The 16,428-nt window shown below is 68.0% G+C and carries 14 protein-coding genes; 4 read left to right on the forward strand and 10 right to left on the reverse strand.

Features of this window, described 5'->3' with window-relative positions; all coding sequences use genetic code 11:
• Positions 1-89 precede the first annotated feature (89 nt).
• Positions 90-1,973, forward strand: a complete 1,884-nt coding sequence (locus HPS01S_RS21410; RefSeq protein WP_084396965.1) for a S8 family peptidase — start codon at positions 90-92, stop codon at positions 1,971-1,973.
• Positions 1,974-2,015: 42 nt separating this feature from the next.
• On the opposite strand, the gene HPS01S_RS02695 is transcribed toward HPS01S_RS21410, so the two are convergent.
• A complete protein-coding gene (locus tag HPS01S_RS02695; RefSeq protein WP_066150749.1) occupies positions 2,016-3,590 on the reverse strand; it encodes an acyl-CoA synthetase in 1,575 nt (524 codons plus the stop codon).
• 54 nt (positions 3,591-3,644) lie between these two features.
• On the opposite strand from HPS01S_RS02695, the gene HPS01S_RS02700 reads away from it, so the two are divergent.
• The 3 genes from HPS01S_RS02700 to HPS01S_RS02710 are packed head-to-tail and all read left to right on the forward strand — an operon-like array spanning position 3,645 to position 6,148.
• Positions 3,645-4,463 (forward strand): MlaE family ABC transporter permease, encoded by an 819-nt coding sequence (locus HPS01S_RS02700; protein ID WP_084396967.1) that lies wholly within the window; start codon positions 3,645-3,647, stop codon positions 4,461-4,463.
• Positions 4,464-4,466: 3 nt separating this feature from the next.
• Positions 4,467-5,504, forward strand: a complete 1,038-nt coding sequence (locus HPS01S_RS02705; RefSeq protein ID WP_255284136.1) for an MlaD family protein — start codon at positions 4,467-4,469, stop codon at positions 5,502-5,504.
• A 2-nt stretch (positions 5,505-5,506) separates the two neighbouring features.
• A complete protein-coding gene (locus HPS01S_RS02710) occupies positions 5,507-6,148 on the forward strand; it encodes a hypothetical protein (RefSeq protein WP_066150754.1) in 642 nt (213 codons plus the stop codon).
• A 21-nt stretch (positions 6,149-6,169) separates the two neighbouring features.
• Here the strand turns inward: HPS01S_RS02710 and dgoD are convergent, their stop codons facing one another.
• From dgoD to mmsB, 9 genes are read right to left on the reverse strand one after another with little or no spacing between them, the layout of a single operon-like run.
• Positions 6,170-7,318: a galactonate dehydratase gene (gene dgoD, locus HPS01S_RS02715; RefSeq protein WP_066150757.1), complete on the reverse strand. Its 1,149-nt coding sequence runs from the start codon at positions 7,316-7,318 to the stop codon at positions 6,170-6,172.
• A 13-nt stretch (positions 7,319-7,331) separates the two neighbouring features.
• On the reverse strand, positions 7,332-7,976 hold the full coding sequence (locus HPS01S_RS02720; RefSeq protein WP_066150758.1) for a 2-dehydro-3-deoxy-6-phosphogalactonate aldolase: 645 nt from the start codon (positions 7,974-7,976) through the stop codon (positions 7,332-7,334).
• Complete coding sequence (locus HPS01S_RS02725; RefSeq protein WP_066150761.1) at positions 7,973-8,971, reverse strand: 2-dehydro-3-deoxygalactonokinase; 999 nt, start codon at positions 8,969-8,971, stop codon at positions 7,973-7,975. The genes HPS01S_RS02720 and HPS01S_RS02725 overlap by 4 nt, the downstream gene beginning before the upstream one ends.
• A gap of 1 nt (position 8,972) precedes the next feature.
• Positions 8,973-9,905: a dihydrodipicolinate synthase family protein gene (locus HPS01S_RS02730; protein ID WP_066150764.1), complete on the reverse strand. Its 933-nt coding sequence runs from the start codon at positions 9,903-9,905 to the stop codon at positions 8,973-8,975.
• An 8-nt stretch (positions 9,906-9,913) separates the two neighbouring features.
• Positions 9,914-11,647, reverse strand: a complete 1,734-nt coding sequence (locus tag HPS01S_RS02735) for an IlvD/Edd family dehydratase (protein WP_066150767.1) — start codon at positions 11,645-11,647, stop codon at positions 9,914-9,916.
• A gap of 24 nt (positions 11,648-11,671) precedes the next feature.
• The gene (gene yjfF / locus HPS01S_RS02740; RefSeq protein WP_066150770.1) at positions 11,672-12,664 is read right to left on the reverse strand and encodes a galactofuranose ABC transporter, permease protein YjfF; all 993 of its coding nucleotides are present in this window, start codon (positions 12,662-12,664) and stop codon (positions 11,672-11,674) included.
• Positions 12,661-13,707 (reverse strand): ABC transporter permease, encoded by a 1,047-nt coding sequence (locus tag HPS01S_RS02745; RefSeq protein WP_066150772.1) that lies wholly within the window; start codon positions 13,705-13,707, stop codon positions 12,661-12,663. The genes yjfF and HPS01S_RS02745 overlap by 4 nt, the downstream gene beginning before the upstream one ends.
• Positions 13,700-15,226, reverse strand: coding sequence for a sugar ABC transporter ATP-binding protein (locus HPS01S_RS02750; protein ID WP_066150774.1), 1,527 nt, complete (start codon positions 15,224-15,226; stop codon positions 13,700-13,702). Before HPS01S_RS02750 ends, HPS01S_RS02745 begins: the two co-directional genes overlap by 8 nt.
• Positions 15,223-16,428 (reverse strand): multiple monosaccharide ABC transporter permease, encoded by a 1,206-nt coding sequence (gene mmsB / locus HPS01S_RS02755; protein WP_066150778.1) that lies wholly within the window; start codon positions 16,426-16,428, stop codon positions 15,223-15,225. The genes HPS01S_RS02750 and mmsB overlap by 4 nt, the downstream gene beginning before the upstream one ends.

A 16,428-nucleotide genomic window follows, 5' to 3' on the forward strand; every position in this document is an offset into this window, starting at 1 on the left:
TCGATCATGCAAATGACTTTTCAAGTCGTTTGCGCATTGTCTAACCATAGGCCATATCTCTGATATTGGGTGTAGGGAGTAGGGAATTTATGAAGAAGAAACAAATCCTGTCGCATATTCTTGTATTGACATCTGCGGTTTTTTTTGCTCATGGGGCTTATGCAGGTGGCAAGGAGGCGCAACCCCAGGTTGACCGTTCTGTCCAATCCAGACCACTCAATCAGGGTGGCATCATCATCAAGTACAAAACGGGACAGTTGAGTGGTCAAAAACTGACTCTGCAACATGCAGGTCAAAATGCCGCAGGCTTGGGGTTTGGCAACGCCAGCGCGTCGGCCAACAAGTTTGGCATTACCCTGTACTTTGACAAGCCGTTGGCCACGGGTGCCTATCTGCTGAAGCAGAGTGCTCCTCTTTCCCAAAATCGGCTCAAAGAGTTGATTCAGGAAATCGCCAAAGATCCGGCGGTGGAGTATGTCGAGCCCGATGCCTGGATGCGCCGTCAGTTTGTGCCGAACGACCCTGGTTATTCATCTTTCCAATGGCACTACGGGGCCGGGGTTGGAGGGGTCAATCTGCCCGCTGCCTGGGATATCAGCCAGGGGACTGGTGTGCGGGTCGCGGTGCTGGACACCGGCATCACCAGCCATCCTGATCTTGATGCCAACAGGGTCGGTGGCTACGATTTTGTTTCTCATGCATGGGTGGGAAATGATGGAACGGGGCGCGACAGCGATCCGTCGGATCCTGGTGACTGGGTGGCCTACGCGGATTCTGTGGGGTTAACGTTCGGCGGATTTTTTGAAGGTTGCCCTGAAGAGGATTCCAGCTGGCATGGCTCCCACGTTGCAGGGACCATTGCGGCGGTGACCAACAACTCCACAGGCGGTGCTGGCGTTGCTTTTGGTGCCAAAGTGGTTCCCGTACGTGTGTTGGGGAAGTGCGGGGGATATGCTTCGGACATCGCTGATGGCATTGTCTGGGCGGCCGGCGGCAGCGTGGCGGGTGTTCCTGTCAATACCCATGCGGCGTCAGTGATCAATATGTCACTGGGTGGCGAGGGTGTCTGTTCCAATACATTCCAGGCGGCGATCAACAGCGCGCGCAGCCGGGGGGCTACGGTCGTGGTGTCAGCGGGCAATGACAGCGTCAGCACCGTGAATGCGCAGCCTGCCAATTGTGAGGGTGTCATTGCTGTCTCTGCGACGACTTCTTCGGGAGGCATTGCCAGCTATTCCAATTTTGGCCCTCACGTCGGGTTGGCGGCCCCAGGCAGCCTTGTTTATTCCACGGTCAACAGTGGAACCACTTCACCTGTAGGACCTGCGTATGCCAACTACTATGGCACATCCATGGCGGCGCCTCACGTTGCGGGTGTCGCTGCCCTGCTGCTCGCTCAAAACCCTGCGTTGACGCCCAACCAGGTTGCTGCGCGGCTCAAACTGGGTTCAAAACCGTTTCCTGCGTCATGCCCGCAGTGCGGTGCGGGTTTGCTCAATGCATACACCGCTCTGGTGCCGCCTTCCTTTGAGGCTGGAACTGTTTTCAGGTTTTACAACCTGTTCAACGGCATCCATCTGTTCACTGGCAATACCGCTGAGCGTGACATTGTTTTGGGTGCCATTCCATCGTACCAATACGAGCGTGCTGCATTCAAAGTTAAGCCGGCGGCTGAGGCCGGAATGTTGCCGGTCTATCGGTTTCGGAACACGAGGAATGGGGCCTATTTCTACACCATCAATCAGGCAGAAAAGAATATCGTAGACGGTATTCCATATTTCGTGCTCGAAGGCGTTGCATGGTATGCCTCTGCTGCTCCTGCTGCAGGAACCATTCCATTGCATCGATTCATGTACAAGCCGACCGGCTCGCATTTTTATTCCTACTCTTCCGCTGAAGTGGCCTATATCCAGTCCTCGTTGTCTCATCTCTACCAATACGAAGGCATTGGGTTTTACGTCTGGCCTCTGTGAGGCTCACCTTGTGAACAGGGCAAGCGGCACGGTATCGACCTGTCATGGCTGATACCGCGATCGCAATTCCCGCTTCAACAGCTTCCCGCTCGGATTCTTCGGCAGCGCCTCAGCGAACACCACGCGCTTGGGGCATTTGAAATGCGCCATGTGTTCGCTGCAATGCGCCATCACCTCGTCCTCGGTCAATGACTGTCCGGCCTTGACCACGATCACGGCGGTGACCGCTTCCACCCATTTCGGGTCGGGCAGGCCGATCACCGCCACCTCGCTGACGGCGGGCAGGCGGTAGATCATTTCTTCCACCTCGCGGCTGGCGACGTTTTCGCCGCCGGTCTTGATCATGTCCTTCTTGCGGTCGACGACGGTGATGTAGCCCTCGGCGTCGATGGTGGCCAGGTCGCCGCTGTGGAACCAGTCGCCGCTGAAGCTGGCGGCGGTCTTTTCGGGGTCGTTGAAGTAGCCGAGCATCAGGTGCGGCGAGCGGTGCACGATCTCGCCGACTTCGCCCACGGCCACGTCCTGCATGTCGTCGTTCACCACGCGGGTCTCGACGTTGATGACGGCCTTGCCGCACGAGCCCGGTTTGCGCAGCTGGTCCTCGGGCGCCAGCATGGTCGCCAGCGGCGCAATCTCGGTCTGGCCGTAGAGGTTCCACAGGCGAACATTCGGCAGCCGCGCCGCCAGTTCCTTCAAGACTTCCACCGGCATGATCGACGCGCCGTAGTAGCCCTTGGCCAGGTGCCTGAGCTTGTCTGCGTCGAACAGCGGTGAGCGCAGCAGCGCGATCCAGACCGTGGGCGGTGCGAAGAAGCTGGTGATCTGGTGCTGTTCCAGCAGCGCCAGCAGGTGGTCGGGCGTGGGCTTGCCGGTGATGACGTTGCGGCTGCCGATGTAGATGGCGGGGCCGAAGAACACGTCCAGCTGCGCGCAGTGGTACAGGGGCAGGGCGTGCAGCGTGCGGTCGGCTTCGGCCACCTCGGCGTTGATGACGCAGCTGACGTACTGCCAGAGCACCGCGTCGTGCGTGAGCATGGCGCCTTTGGGCATGGACTCGGTGCCGCTGGTGTAGACGATCTGCGCCAGGTCGTGGCTCTGGGTGCCCACGGCCGGCAGCGGGTCGGTGCAGGCGGTCAGCTCGTCGAAGCGGTGCATGCCCGGCGCCGGCAAGGTGGGGTCTTCGCTGGGCAGCCAGATGAACTGCTGCACCTGGGTCTCCAGCGCCGAGGCTTCGCGCGCCAGGCCGGCCAGGCCGCTGTCGGTGGCCAGGGTGCGGGCGCCGGCGTGGCGCAGGATGTAGGCGACTTCTTCCGCCTTGAGCATGAAGTTGATCGGCACCAGCACCGCGCCGCGGCGGGCCAGGGCGAAGCGCAGCGCCGCGAAGCCGTGCGAGTTGCGCGCCAGCACCGCCACCTTGTCGCCTTCGCCCACGCCGATCCGGTGCAGACCTGCCGCCAGCCGCGTGACCAGGGCGTCGAATTCGGCGTAGGTCCAGCTGGTGGCGCCGCAGGTGATCGCGGTCTTGGCCGGCAGGCGCCGGGCGGTGCGGTGCAGCGCGTCGGCTATGGTCTGGCGGCGGATGGCGGGGGCGAGCGGGGGCAGGGGCTTGGCGGACATGGGCGAAATCTCCTGTTGTCTCCAGTTACAGCGGCCCGTTTTATCATCGCCCGAATGTCCGGTCCACCGCTCGTTTCCACTGCCCTCGACCGCTCGCTCGGCGGCTGGGGCCGTCGTGTCCGGGCCTCCTGGGCTTCGTGGTGGCATGTGCTGCTGCTGGGCGCGCAGGTGATGGTGCTGGCCCTGGCGCCGTCGAGCTACGCGCAGGGCGCGCAGCGCAGCGCGGTGCTGCAGCAGATCTACCGCGCCTCCACACCGCTGATGCCCGGCTTCCTCACGCTGTCGGCGCTGCTGAGCCTGGTGCTGATCCGTATCGTGGTCGCGACCGCCTACAGCTATGGGCTGTCGCAGTACGCGCTGGAGGTGCTGGTGCGCACCCTGGTGCTGGAGATCATTCCGTTGTACGCCGCGATGTTCGTGGCGCTGCGCCACACCATGCCCGAGGCCCAGCGCATCCGCAGGCGGCTGTCGCAACAGCACCGCAGCGGCGTGCAGCACGAGGAGCAGACCCTGCTGCGCACCGAGCTGCTGCCGCGCGCGCTGGGGGGCATCTTCTCGGTGCTGCTGCTGGCGGCGGTGAGCTGCGTGATCGCCCTGGTGCTCACCTATTTCAATGTCTACGGCTTCTCGCACTGGGCGCTGCCGGCCTACACACTCGCGGTCGGGCAGGTGTTCAAGCCGGCCGTGGTGCTCATCTTCAGCCTCAAGACCCTGTTCTTCAGCCTGTCGGTGGCCATCGTGCCGCTGGCCGCCAGCGCGCGGCGCGACGAGGCCGGCGGTTTCGGCCGCCTGAGCGACATCTCCGAATTCGCGCGCCTGCTCTCGGTGCTGCTGCTGGTGGAGGTGACCTCGCTGCTGGGCAACTACTACTGATCCATGGACCGTTCAACGATGAACCCTGCCGACCATGTCCCGCCGCCGGAGCCCACGCCGCCTCCGGTGAAGAACCTGGAGTTCAAGGCGGCGCTGCTGCTCGCTTTCCTGCTGTTGCTGGTGGTGGGCTCGGCGCTGTACGTGGCCTACGCGCGCGGCGCCTTCGAGCGCACCCAGCGGCTGGTGCTGGTGGCGCCCGACTCGGAAGGGGTGTCGGTGGGCATGAACCTCACCTTCGCCGGTTTTCCCATCGGCCGCGTGGGGCGCATCGAACTGGCCGAGGACGGCAATGTGCAGATCCTGGTGGACGTGCCGGTGAAGGATGCGAAGTGGCTGCGCAGCTCCAGCATCTTCACCATGGAGAAGGCCCTGGTTGGCGGCACCAAGATCAAGGCCTTCAGCGGCGTGCTGACCGATCCACCGCTGGAAGACGGCGCGGTGCGCCAGGTGCTCAGCGGCGACGCGGCGGCCGAGATCCCGGGCATCGTGGCGTCCATCAAGGAGTTGATTGGCAACCTCAATGCCCTGACCAACGCCGACGCGCCGCTGCCACAGAGCCTGGTGCACCTGCAGGGCACGGCGGCGAAGCTCAACGGGCCGCAGGGGGCGATGGGCGCGCTGTTCGGCAACGAGGCGGATGCGAAGAAGGTGGTCGAGGCCATCGACCGGGCCAACACGCTGCTGGCGCGGGTGGACCAGCTCACCGGCCGGCTCGACAGCCTGGTGGCCAACGCCGACAAACAGGTGTTCGGCCAGGGTGCCGGCCCCGGCGGCACGGCGCAGGGTGGCCTGGTGCAGGACGCGCGCGGCACGGTGAAGCAGCTCGACGGCCTGCTGGCGGACGCGCGCGTGAGCCTGCAGAAGGTGGACAAGCTGCTGGTGGACGCGCAGGCCATCACCGCCAACACCCGCGAGGCCACCACCGACCTGCACCTGCTGCGCGCCGAGGTCGACGCCAGCCTGCGCAAGGTGGAGTCGCTGATCAACGAGGTCAACCGCCTGTGGCCGCTCAAGCGCGACGCCGAAATCCAGCTCAAATGAACATGACACTTCGAAGCGCCCTCTGGCTCTGCTGTGCCTCGCTCCTGGTGGCCTGCAGCAGCACGCCCCCGCCGCCCGACTGGCAGATGAACGCCAGGAGCAGCGCCGAGCGCGCGGCGGAGGCCTGGCTCAGTGGCAACAGCAAGGTGGAAGAGGTGGAGTTCCTGCGCGCGCGCGGCGAGGTGGCGCGCACCGCGCAACCGGCGCTGCTGGCGCGGCTGGAGCTGACGCGCTGCGCCACCCGCGTGGCGGCGCTGGTGTTCGAGCCCTGCGCGGGTTACGAGGCGCTGGTTGCCGACGCCGCACCCGCCGAGCAGGCCTATGCGCGCTACCTGGCCGGCCAGGCGACGGCGGCCGACGCGGCCCTGCTGCCGCCGGCGCACCGAGGCCTGGTGGGCACCGCGCCGGCCAGCCTGGGCGACATTGAGGACCCGCTGTCGCGCCTGATCGCGGCCGGTGTGCTGCTGCAGCGCGGGGCCGCGTCACCGGCGGTGGTAGCGGACGCGGTGGAAACCGCTTCGCAACGCGGCTGGCGCCGGCCGGTGCTGGCCTGGCTGGGCGTGCAGCTGCGACAGGCCCAGGCCGCGGGCGCTGCGGACGAGGCGGCGCGCATCCAGCGGCGCATCCAGCTGCTGGCGCCCTGAACGCCTGTCAGCGCCGCGGTCTCACCACTCCGCGAAGCTGCCGTCCTTGTGGCGCCAGACCGGGTTGCGCCAGCGGTGGCCCTCGGCCGCGCGTTCGCGCACATAGGCCTCGTTGACCTCGATGCCCAGGCCCGGGCCGGTGGGAATCTTCACCATGCCGTCCTCGTAGGCGAACACCTCGCGGTTGTTCACGTAGTCCAGCAGGTCGTTGGCCTGGTTGTAGTGAATGCCCAGGCTCTGCTCCTGGATGAAGGCGTTGTAGCAGCCCGCGTCGATCTGCAGGTTGGCCGCCAGGGCGATGGGGCCGAGCGGGCAGTGCAGTGCCAGCGCGACGTCGTAGGCCTCGGCCATGGCCGCGATCTTGCGCGTTTCGGTGATGCCGCCGGCATGTGAAGGGTCGGGCTGGACGATGTCCACATAGCCTTCGGACAGGATGCGCTTGAAGTCCCAGCGCGAGTACAGCCGCTCGCCCAGCGCGATGGGCATGGTGGCCACATGGGCCAGTTCCTTGAGCGCCTCGTGTTGTTCGCTGAGCACCGGCTCCTCGACGAACATGAGGTTGTAGGGCGCCAGTTCGCGCAGCAGCACCTTGGCCATGGGCTTGTGTACCCGGCCGTGGAAGTCCACGCCGATGCCCACGTTCGGCCCCACGGCCTCGCGCACCGCGGCCACGTTGGCCAGGCAGCGCTCGACCTTGTCGTGGCTGTCGATGAACTGCAGCTCTTCGGTGCCGTTCATCTTGACGGCGGTGAAGCCGCGCGCCACGGCGGCTTGCGCGGCGGCGGCGGTGTCGGCCGGGCGGTCGCCGCCGATCCAGCTGTAGACGCGGATGCGGTCGCGCACCTGGCCGCCCAGCAGGTCGGAGACGCTGACGCCCAGGGCCTTGCCCTTGATGTCCCACAGCGCCTGGTCGATGCCGGCCAGCGCGCTCATGTGCACTCCGCCACCGCGGTAGAAGCCGGCGCGGTACATCACGGTCCAGTGGTCTTCGATCTGGCGCGGGTCCTTGCCGATGAGGTAATCCGAGAGCTCGTCGACCATGGCGGCGACGGTGTGGGCGCGGCCTTCGAGCACCGGCTCGCCCCAGCCGACGATGCCTTCGTCGGTCTCGATCTTGAGGAAGCACCAGCGCGGCGGAACGATGAAGGTGGTGAGGCGGGTGATTTTCATGAAGGTCGGTGGATCAGACGGCGGCGGTGGCCTGCTGCCAGGCGCGGACGAAGGCGGTGGCCCGCTGCGCCACGGTGGCGGCGTCGTCGCCGGCCCGGTACAGCGCGCTGCCCAGGCCGAACCCGGACGCACCGGCCGCAAGGTAGGGCGCGAGCGCGTCCGGCGTGATGCCGCCGACCGGCACGATGGCCACCGGCGGCGTGAGCACCGCGCGCCAGGCCTTCAGGCCCATGGGGCCGAGGGTCTCGGCCGGGAACATCTTGAGCACGTCGGCGCCCGCGGCGAGCGCGGCAAAGGCTTCGGTGGGCGTGGCCACGCCAGGTGCGCAGGCCAGGCCCAGCGACTTGGCGGCTCGGATCACTGCCGGGTCGCTGTGCGGCATGACGACCAGCTGGCCGCCGGCCGCGGCGATCTGCGCGCAGGCCTCGGGCTGCAGCACGGTGCCGGCGCCCACCAGGGTGTCGTCGGGGAGGGCCTCGCGCAGGATGCGGATGCTCTGCAGCGGATCGGGCGAGTTCAACGGCACCTCGATCAGGCGGATGCCGGCGCCGTGCAGGGCCAGGCCGATGTCGCGCGCCTCGTCGGGCCGCAGCCCGCGCAGGATGGCGATCAGCCCGTGGGTGGACAGGGTCTGGCGGAACAGGGACGAGGGGTTCATGCGCAACGGCGGACAGGGGACGGGACGGCCAGGCCGGCGGCCTGGGCGATGCGCCACAGGCCCAGCGGGGTGACGCCGGAACGGATCTCGGGTTCGGCCAGGCCTTGCGCCTCCAGGGCCGTCGCGTAGCGCACGCACAGCATCGGCTCGCCGCACAGCACCACCGGGCTGCCGTGCTGCAGCGCGGGCGCCAGCGCCGCCACCTCGTGCCCGATCAGCAGGCCCGAGAGGTAGTCGGGCTGGGCGCTGCCGGTCAGCTGGCCGGTGAGGCCCAGGGTGCGCACGCTGAACACGGTGGACAGCACGCCCAGCGCGCCCTGCGGCGAGCGCGCCACGCGCAGGCCGCGCGCGAAGGCGGGTTCGTCGTGCGGCGCGCCCATCACCATGGTGCGGCCCAGGATGGTGTGCTGCGACAGCGCGGCGTACACCTCGCCGGTCATGAAAGTCTCGAAGCGCACGACGGCGCCGTCCTCGACCCAGGCCCACTTGGTGTGGGTGCCCGGCAGCCCGATCAGCAGGCGCGGCGGCGTGCGGCCTTCGTCGGCCAGGCTCTGCAGCACGCCCGCGATCTGGGTCTCTTCGCCGCGCATCACATTGGGCAGTTCGCCGGCCTGCAGCAGGCCGGGCACCACGTGCAGGGGCTCGCCGCCCGGGCGCGCGATGACGGTCATGGCCGTGGCCAGTTCGCTGGCGCGGGCCGGCAGGGGTTGGTAGCGCGCCTCGCGCCAGCCCTGGGCGCTGCCCACCATGCCGCAGGCGATCAGCGGGGTGTCCGCATGGGCCGCCAGCCAGTCGCCGCACAACCCCTGCAGCGCCGCCTCGAAGGCCTCCGCGGGCGTGGCGATGCCGGCACCGGCCGGCAGGTTCATCACACCGTGTTCGCTGCGGCGGGTGGCCAGCACCTGGCCGCCTGGGCCCAGGGCGTAGGCGCGCAGCGAGCTGGTGCCCCAGTCGAGAGCGAACAGCGCAGGAGGGCTGGCCAGGGCGGCGTGCATCTCACCGTCCCCAGCGGAGCACGAGGGGATCAAGGCGGCGCGCGATGTCGATCAGGCCGCGCCGCACCTCGGGGTGCATGGGCGGGAAGGGGTGGCGCCCGGCCTCGCAGGCGATCACGCCGCCTTCCTTCATCAGCGCCTTGGCGGTCAGGATGCCGCCCTGGCGGTTCTCGTGGTTGATCAGCGGCAGCCAGCGCTGGTAGAGCGCGAAGGCCTGGTCCATGTCGCCGCTGCGGTGCGCCTCGATGATGGGGCGGATGCCGTCGGGAAAGGCGCCGCCGGTCATGGCGCCGGTGGCACCCGCGTCCAGGTCGGCCAGCAGGGTGATGGCTTCCTCGCCGTCCCACGGTCCTTCGATGGCGTCGCCGCCCAGGCGGATCAGCTCGCGCAGCTTGCTGGCCGCACCCGGCACCTCGATCTTGAAGTAGGCCAGGTGCTCGATCTGTTCCGCCATGCGCGCGAGGAACGGGGCGGAGAGCACCGTGCCGCTGGCCGGCGCGTCCTGCACCATGATCGGGATGCCGATGGCGTCGGACACGCGGTCGTAGAACTCGAAGATCTGCGCCTCGGGCACGCGGAAGGTGGCGCCGTGGTAGGGCGGCATGATCATCACCATGGCCGCGCCCATGTCCTGCGCGCGCTTGCTGCGCGCGGCGCAGACGCTGGTGCCGTAGTGCGTGGTGGTCACGATCACCGGCACGCGGCCGGCCACGTGTTCCAGACAGGTGCGGGTGAGCACTTCGCGCTCGTCGTCCGAGAGGGAAAACTGCTCGGAGAAGTTGGCCAGGATGCACAGGCCGTCGACGCCGGCGTCGATCATGAAATCGAGGCAGCGCTTCTGGCTGGTCAGGTCGAGTTCGCCGGATTCGGTGAAGGTGGTGGGCACCACCGGGAAGATGCCGCGGTAGCGCGGCGTGCGGGCGGAAGCGGTCATGGTCTCTCTCAATGCGAATGGCGGGGCACCGCGGAGCCGCGGCAGCCGACGAGGAATTCGAAGTCGCAGCCCTGGTCGGCCTGCAGCACGTGGTTGACGTAGAGGCGCTGGTAGCCGCCCTTCATCGCGTGTTCCGGCGGCGTGACCTGGGCCAGGCGGGTGGCCAGTTCTTCGTCGCTGATGTCCAGGTGCAGGCGGCCGGTGCTGCAGTCGAGCTCGATGAAGTCGCCGTCGCGCACGGCCGCCAGCGGGCCGCCGGCCGCGGCCTCGGGCGCCACGTGCAGCACCACGGTGCCGTAGGCGGTGCCGCTCATGCGGGCGTCGGAGATGCGCACCATGTCCTTGATGCCCCGGCGCAGCAGCTTGGGCGGCAGGCCCATGTTGCCCACCTCGGCCATGCCGGGGTAGCCCATGGGGCCGCAGTTCTTGAGCACCATCACGCAGGTCTCGTCGATGTCCAGGTTTTCGTCGACGATGCGTTCCTTGTAGTGCTCCAGGTTCTCGAACACCACGGCGCGGCCGCGGTGCTGCAGCAGGTGTGGCGAGGCGGCCGAGGGCTTGAGCACCGCCCCGCGCGGCGCCAGGTTGCCGCGCAGCACGCAGATGCCGCCGTCGGGCACCAGCGGGTTGTCCAGCGGGCGGATCACCTCGTCGTTGTACTGCGGCGCGTCGGCCACGTTCTCCCACAGGCTCTTGCCGTTGACGGTGAGCGCGTTCGGGTGGGGCAGCAGGTTGTTCTCGCCCAGGCGCCGCAGCACGGCAGGCAGGCCACCGGCGTAGTAGAACTCCTCCATCAGGAAGCGGCCCGAGGGCTGCAGGTCGACCACGGTGGGCGTGCCCTTGCCGAGGCGCGTCCAGTCGTCCAGCTCCAGCTCCACGCCGATGCGCCCGGCGATCGCCTTGAGGTGGATCACCGCGTTGGTCGAGCCGCCGATGGCGGCGTTGGTGCGGATCGCGTTCTCGAAGGCCTCGCGCGTGAGGATCTTGGACAGGCGCAGGTCTTCGTGCGCCATCTGGACGATGCGCCGGCCCGACATGTGGGCCAGCACGTAGCGGCGCGCGTCCACGGCGGGGATGGCCGCGTTGTGCGGCAGCGAGGTGCCCAGCGCCTCGGCCATGCAGGCCATGGTGGAGGCCGTGCCCATGGTGTTGCAGGTGCCGGCCGAACGCGACATGCCGCCTTCGGCCGCGAGGAACTGGTGCATGTTGATCTCGCCGGCCTTGAGCGATTCGTGCAGCTGCCACACGGCCGTGCCCGAGCCGATGTTCTTGCCTTCGAGCTTGCCGTTGAGCATGGGGCCGCCGGTGACCACGATGGCCGGCACGTCGCAGCTGGCCGCGCCCATCAGCAGCGCGGGCGTGGTCTTGTCGCAGCCCACCAGCAGCACCACCGCGTCGATGGGGTTGCCGCGGATCGCTTCCTCCACGTCCATCGACGCCAGGTTGCGCGTGAGCATGGCGGTGGGGCGCAGGTTGGACTCGCCGTTGGAGAACACCGGGAACTCGACCGGGTAGCCGCCGGCTTCCAGCACGCCCTTCTTGACGTGTTCGGCCAGCTTGCGGAAGTGCGCGTTGCAGGGCGTCAGCTCGGACCAGGTGTTGCAGATGCCGATGATGGGGCGGCCGTCGAACGCGTGGTCGGGGATGCCCTGGTTCTTCATCCAGCTGCGGTACATGAAGCCGTTCTTGTCGGCGCTGCCGAACCATTCGGTGGAGCGCAGCTTGCGTGGTTTGTCGGACATGGTGGTGTGCGGTGGGGTGGGGGTTTAGTGGGAGCCTGCGCCGGGGCGGCGCACCATGAGGCGCTGCAGCAGGCAGAACAGGAACAGCAGCAGGCCGACGACGATGCGCGTCCACCAGGAGCTGAGCGTGCCGTCGAAGGTGATGAGGGTCTGGATCAGGCCCAGGGTGAGCACGCCGAACAGCGTGCCGAAGACGTAGCCCACGCCGCCGGTCAGCAGCGTGCCGCCGATGACCACGGCGGCGATCGCGTCCAGCTCCATGCCGACGGCGTGCAGGCCGTAGCCCGACAGCGTGTAGAAGGTGAAGACCACGCCGCCGAGAGCCGCGCACAGGCCCGAGACCGCGTAGACGCCGACCAGGGTGCGCCGCACCGGCAGGCCCATGAGGATGGCCGAGTGTTCGCTGCCGCCGATGGCGTAGACCGTGCGGCCGAAGGTGCTGCTGTGGGCCGCGAACAGGGCCAGCGCCAGGCAGGCAATCGCGATCAGCGCGCCCAGGCTGATCGAGGCGCCCTCGGCCAGTTCCAGCCGCCAGTAGGCGAGGTTCGAATAGGCCTCGTTGCCGATGCTGATCGAGTCGATGCTGATCAGGTAGCACAGGCCGCGCGCCAGGAACATGCCCGCCAGCGTGACGATGAAGGGCTGCAGCCGGAAGCGCTCGATCAGGAAGCCCATGAAGGCGCCGAAGGAGACGCCCATCACCAGCACCACGCCGATGGCCGGCAGCGGCGACCAGCCATGGTGCTCGATCAGGGTGGCGAGCACCATGGTCGAGAGCGCGACCACCGAACCCACCGAGAGGTCGATGCCGCCGCTGAGGATGACGAAGGTCATGCCCACGGCCACGATGAGCAGGAAGGCGTTGTCGATCAGCAGGTTCAGGAACACCTGCGCCGAGAAGAAGCCGGTGTAGCTCAGCGAACCGGCCAGCCCCATCAGCAGGAACAGGCCCACCGTCGCGGCCAGCGGCAGGAAGCGCAGGTCCAGGCGGTCCAGGGTGCTCGGCGTGGCGCTCATGCGGCACCTCCAGGCAGCGAGGGGCGGCGGGCCAGCGCCCACACCTGGGCGCGGAACTCGGGCGACTGCAGCAGCATCACCACGAACACCACCGCGGCCTTGACCACCAGGTTGATCTCGGGCGGCACGCCCAGCGAGTAGATGGCGTAGGTGAGGGTCTGGATGATGAGGGCGCCGATCAGCGTGCCCAGCAGGCTGAAGCGGCCACCGGCCAGCGAGGTGCCGCCCAGGGTGACGGCCAAGATGGCGTCCAGCTCCATCAGCTGGCCGGCGTTGTTGCCGTCGGCGCTCTTGACGTTGGAGCTGATCAGCAGGCCGGCCACGCCGGCGCAGAAGCCGCAGAACACATAGGCCGCCAGGGTCAGCTGCCGCGCGCGGATGCCGGCCACGCGCGCTGCCGCCGGGTTGACGCCCACCGCCTGCACGAACACGCCCAGCGGCGTCTTGTAGAGCAGCCCGCCCAGCAGGGCCAGCACCCCGAGCCAGACGTAGAGCGAGAAGGGCAGGCCCAGCAGGTAGCCACCCCCGATGAAGAAGAAAGGCTGGTAGTAGATGGTGATGATCTGGCCGTCGGTGATGAGCTGGGCGATGCCGCGGCCCGCCACCATCAGGATCAGCGTGGCGATGATGGGCTGCATGCCGATGCCGGCCACCAGCGCGCCGTTCCACAGCCCGCACAGCATGGCCACGGCCAGCGCGCCGGTGATGGCCACGCCCAGCGGCAGCCGCGTGGTGGCGCCGTCGACCGAGCCGCCGATCATCCAGGCGGCCACGGCGGCCGAGATCGCGACCACGGCGCCGACCGAGATGTCGATGCCGCGCATCGCGATCACCAGGGTCATGCCCAGCGAGACCAGGATCAGCGGCGCCGCGCGGTTGAGGATGTCGATGAGGCTGCCGTAGAGGTGGCCGTCGCGCCACTCGATGTGCAGGAAGCGCTCGTTGGCGACCACGTTGACCAGCAGCAGCAGGGCCAGCGTGACCAGCGGCCAGGTGAGGCGGTGGCCCAGCAGGGCATTTACACGAGAGGGGGTTTCAGACATGTTCGTCGGCAATCAGTTCGTACACGGCGTCTTCGCTGCTGCCCGCAGGCAGCTCGCCGATGGGGCGGCGGTCGCGAAGGACCAGGATGCGCTGCGACACCCGGACCACCTCGCTCATCTCGGACGAGATGAAGACCACCGCCATGCCCTGCGCGGCCAGGCGCAGGATCTGGTCCATGATTTCCTGCTTGGCCGCCACGTCGATGCCGCGTGTGGGCTCGTCCAGGATCAGCAGGCGCGGCGCGGTGGCCAGCCAGCGGGCGATCACCACCTTCTGCTGGTTGCCGCCCGAGAGCTGGCCCACCGGCGTCTCGGCGCCCGGGGTGCGGATGCCCAGCAGCGCGATGTAGCGATCGGCCATCTCGCGCTGCTCGGACAGTGGCAGCGGGCGGCGCAGGCCGCGCATGGCCTGCAGCGCGATGGCGATGTTCTCGCGCACCGAGAGGTCGGCAAAGATGCCTTCGGTCTTGCGCTCTTCGGGGCACATGGCCAGGCCGCGCGCGATGGCGTCGACCGGGTTGGAAAAGCGCACCACCTCGCCGTCGATGCGCAGCATCCCGGCGTCGGGGCTGTCCAGGCCGAACAGCAGGCGCGCCAGCTCGGTGCGGCCCGCGCCCAGCAGGCCGGCGATGCCCAGCACCTCGCCGGGTCGGATGACCAGGTCGGTCGGCTGGATGCTGCCCGCGCGCGCCAGGCCCTCGGTCTGCAGCAGGGCCGGGGTGTCGCTGGCCGATGCTTCGCTGGCGGCGGCGGGCGCCGTGGCCGGGCCCATCTCGCGGCCCACCATGGCCTCGATCAGGGCCTGAGCCGGCAGTTCGCGGGTTGTCCATTCGCCGATCCAGCGGCCGTTGCGCAGCACGGTGATGCGGTCGGAGATGGCGTAGACCTGGTCCAGGAAGTGGGTGACGAACAGGATGGCCAGGCCTTCCTCGCGCAGGCGCCGCAGCACCTGGAACAGGCCCTTGACCTCGTCGTCGTCCAGGCTGGAGGTGGGTTCGTCCAGGATCAGCACGCGGGCGTCGATGCCCAGGGCGCGCGCAATCGCCACCAGCTGCTGGATGGCCACCGGGTAGTCCGAGAGCCGCCGGGTGACGTCGATGTCCAGGCCCACACGCGCCAGCAGGCGGCGGGCACCTTCGCGCGTGGCGGCCCAGTCGATGCGTCGGCCCTGCCACGCCGGGTGGCGCGGGTAGCGGCCGGCGAAGATGTTCTCGGCCACCGTGAGGTTGGGGCAGAGGTTGACCTCCTGGTAGACCGTGCTGATGCCCTGCTGCTGCGCGTGCAGCGGCGACGCGGGCCAGCCCGTGTCGTCGCCCAGGCGCATCTGGCCGGCCACGGGCGTGACCACGCCGGTCAGCACCTTGATCAGGGTCGACTTGCCGGCGCCGTTCTGGCCCATCAGCGCATGGACCTCGCCGGGGAACAGGCGCAGCTGGGCGTCCTGCAGCACGTGGACGCGCCCGAAGCGCATGCCCACGCCCGAGAGCTGCAGCACAGGAGAAGTGGTGGCGCCGCTCATGACTTGTTCTTGTTGTAGACGTCGACAAACACGGCGGCCAGCAGCACCAGGCCCTTGATGACCTGCTGGTAGTCGATGCCGATGCCCATGATGGACATGCCGTTGTTCATCACGCCCATGATGAAGGCGCCGATCACCGCGCCCATCACCTTGCCCACGCCGCCCGAGGCGGAGGCACCGCCGATGAAGCAGGCCGCGATCACGTCCAGCTCGAAACCCAGGCCGGCCTTGGGTGTGGCGGTGTTCAGGCGCGCGGCGAACACCAGGCCGGCCAGCGCGGCCAGCACGCCCATGGTGACGAAGGTGGCGAACGTCAGCCGCTCGGTCTTGATGCCCGAGAGCTTGGCCGCCTTCTCGTTGCCCCCCAGGGCGTAGATGCGGCGGCCCACGATGGTGCGCGCCGTGAGGAAGTCGAAGGCCACGATCAGCAGCGCCATCACCACCAGCACATTGGGCAGGCCCTTGTACGAGGCCAGCATGTAGCTGAAGAACACCAGCAGACCCGCGAACACGGCCAGCTTGAGCGCGAACAGGCCGAAGGGTTCGGTCTCGATGCCGTGCCGCAGTTGGTTGTTGCGCGCGCGCAGGCTGGACAGGGCCAGCAGCGCGGCGGCGGCGACGCCGATCAGCAGCGAGGTCAGGCGCAGGTTTTCGCCGCTGAACAGGTCCGGGATGAAGCCGGAGCTGAGCATCTGGAACTCCTCGGGGAAGGGTCCGATGGACTGGCCCTGCAGCAGCGCCAGCGCCAGGCCCTTGAACACCAGCATGCCGGCCAGGGTGACGATGAAGGAGGGGATGCGGAAGAAGGCCACGAACCAGCCCTGCGCACCGCCGATCACGCCACCGACCAGCAGGCACACCAGCGAGGCGGGCACGAAGTGCCACTCGTAGCTGACCATCAGCACGGCGGCCAGCGCGCCGATGAAGCCGCAGACCGAGCCCACCGAGAGGTCGATGTGGCCGGCCACGATGACCAGCAGCATGCCCAGCGCCATGATGACGATGTAGCTGTTCTGCAGCACCAGGTTGGTCAGGTTCAGCGGCTGCATCAGCGTGCCGTCGGTCATGACCTGGAAGAAGGCCATGATCGCGACCAGCGAGATCAGCATGCCGTACTCGCGGAAGTTGTGCTTGAGGAAGTCCAGCACGGGGCGGCTGTCGGACGGCGCCGCAAGGGCCGCGGGGGAGTGTTGTTGTTCCAT

Origin of the sequence: Hydrogenophaga pseudoflava NBRC 102511 (assembly GCF_001592285.1) — a bacterium.
GTDB lineage: Bacteria > Pseudomonadota > Gammaproteobacteria > Burkholderiales > Burkholderiaceae_C > Hydrogenophaga > Hydrogenophaga pseudoflava.

Bases quoted from the DNA above. Each gene is read 5' to 3' on its own strand.
- HPS01S_RS02710 (WP_066150754.1), top strand. From the start codon at position 5,507: ATGACACTTCGAAGCGCCCTCTGGCTCTGCTGTGCCTCGCTCCTGGTG.
- HPS01S_RS02700 (WP_084396967.1), top strand. From the start codon at position 3,645: ATGTCCGGTCCACCGCTCGTTTCCACTGCCCTCGACCGCTCGCTCGGC.
- HPS01S_RS02705 (WP_255284136.1), top strand. From the start codon at position 4,467: ATGGACCGTTCAACGATGAACCCTGCCGACCATGTCCCGCCGCCGGAG.
- HPS01S_RS02720 (WP_066150758.1), bottom strand. From the start codon at position 7,976: ATGAACCCCTCGTCCCTGTTCCGCCAGACCCTGTCCACCCACGGGCTG.
- HPS01S_RS02735 (WP_066150767.1), bottom strand. From the start codon at position 11,647: ATGTCCGACAAACCACGCAAGCTGCGCTCCACCGAATGGTTCGGCAGC.
- HPS01S_RS02730 (WP_066150764.1), bottom strand. From the start codon at position 9,905: ATGACCGCTTCCGCCCGCACGCCGCGCTACCGCGGCATCTTCCCGGTG.
- yjfF (WP_066150770.1), bottom strand. From the start codon at position 12,664: ATGAGCGCCACGCCGAGCACCCTGGACCGCCTGGACCTGCGCTTCCTG.
- mmsB (WP_066150778.1), bottom strand. From the start codon at position 16,428: ATGGAACAACAACACTCCCCCGCGGCCCTTGCGGCGCCGTCCGACAGC.
- HPS01S_RS21410 (WP_084396965.1), top strand. From the start codon at position 90: ATGAAGAAGAAACAAATCCTGTCGCATATTCTTGTATTGACATCTGCG.
- HPS01S_RS02750 (WP_066150774.1), bottom strand. From the start codon at position 15,226: ATGAGCGGCGCCACCACTTCTCCTGTGCTGCAGCTCTCGGGCGTGGGC.
- HPS01S_RS02745 (WP_066150772.1), bottom strand. From the start codon at position 13,707: ATGTCTGAAACCCCCTCTCGTGTAAATGCCCTGCTGGGCCACCGCCTC.
- HPS01S_RS02725 (WP_066150761.1), bottom strand. From the start codon at position 8,971: ATGCACGCCGCCCTGGCCAGCCCTCCTGCGCTGTTCGCTCTCGACTGG.
- dgoD (WP_066150757.1), bottom strand. From the start codon at position 7,318: ATGAAAATCACCCGCCTCACCACCTTCATCGTTCCGCCGCGCTGGTGC.
- HPS01S_RS02695 (WP_066150749.1), bottom strand. From the start codon at position 3,590: ATGTCCGCCAAGCCCCTGCCCCCGCTCGCCCCCGCCATCCGCCGCCAG.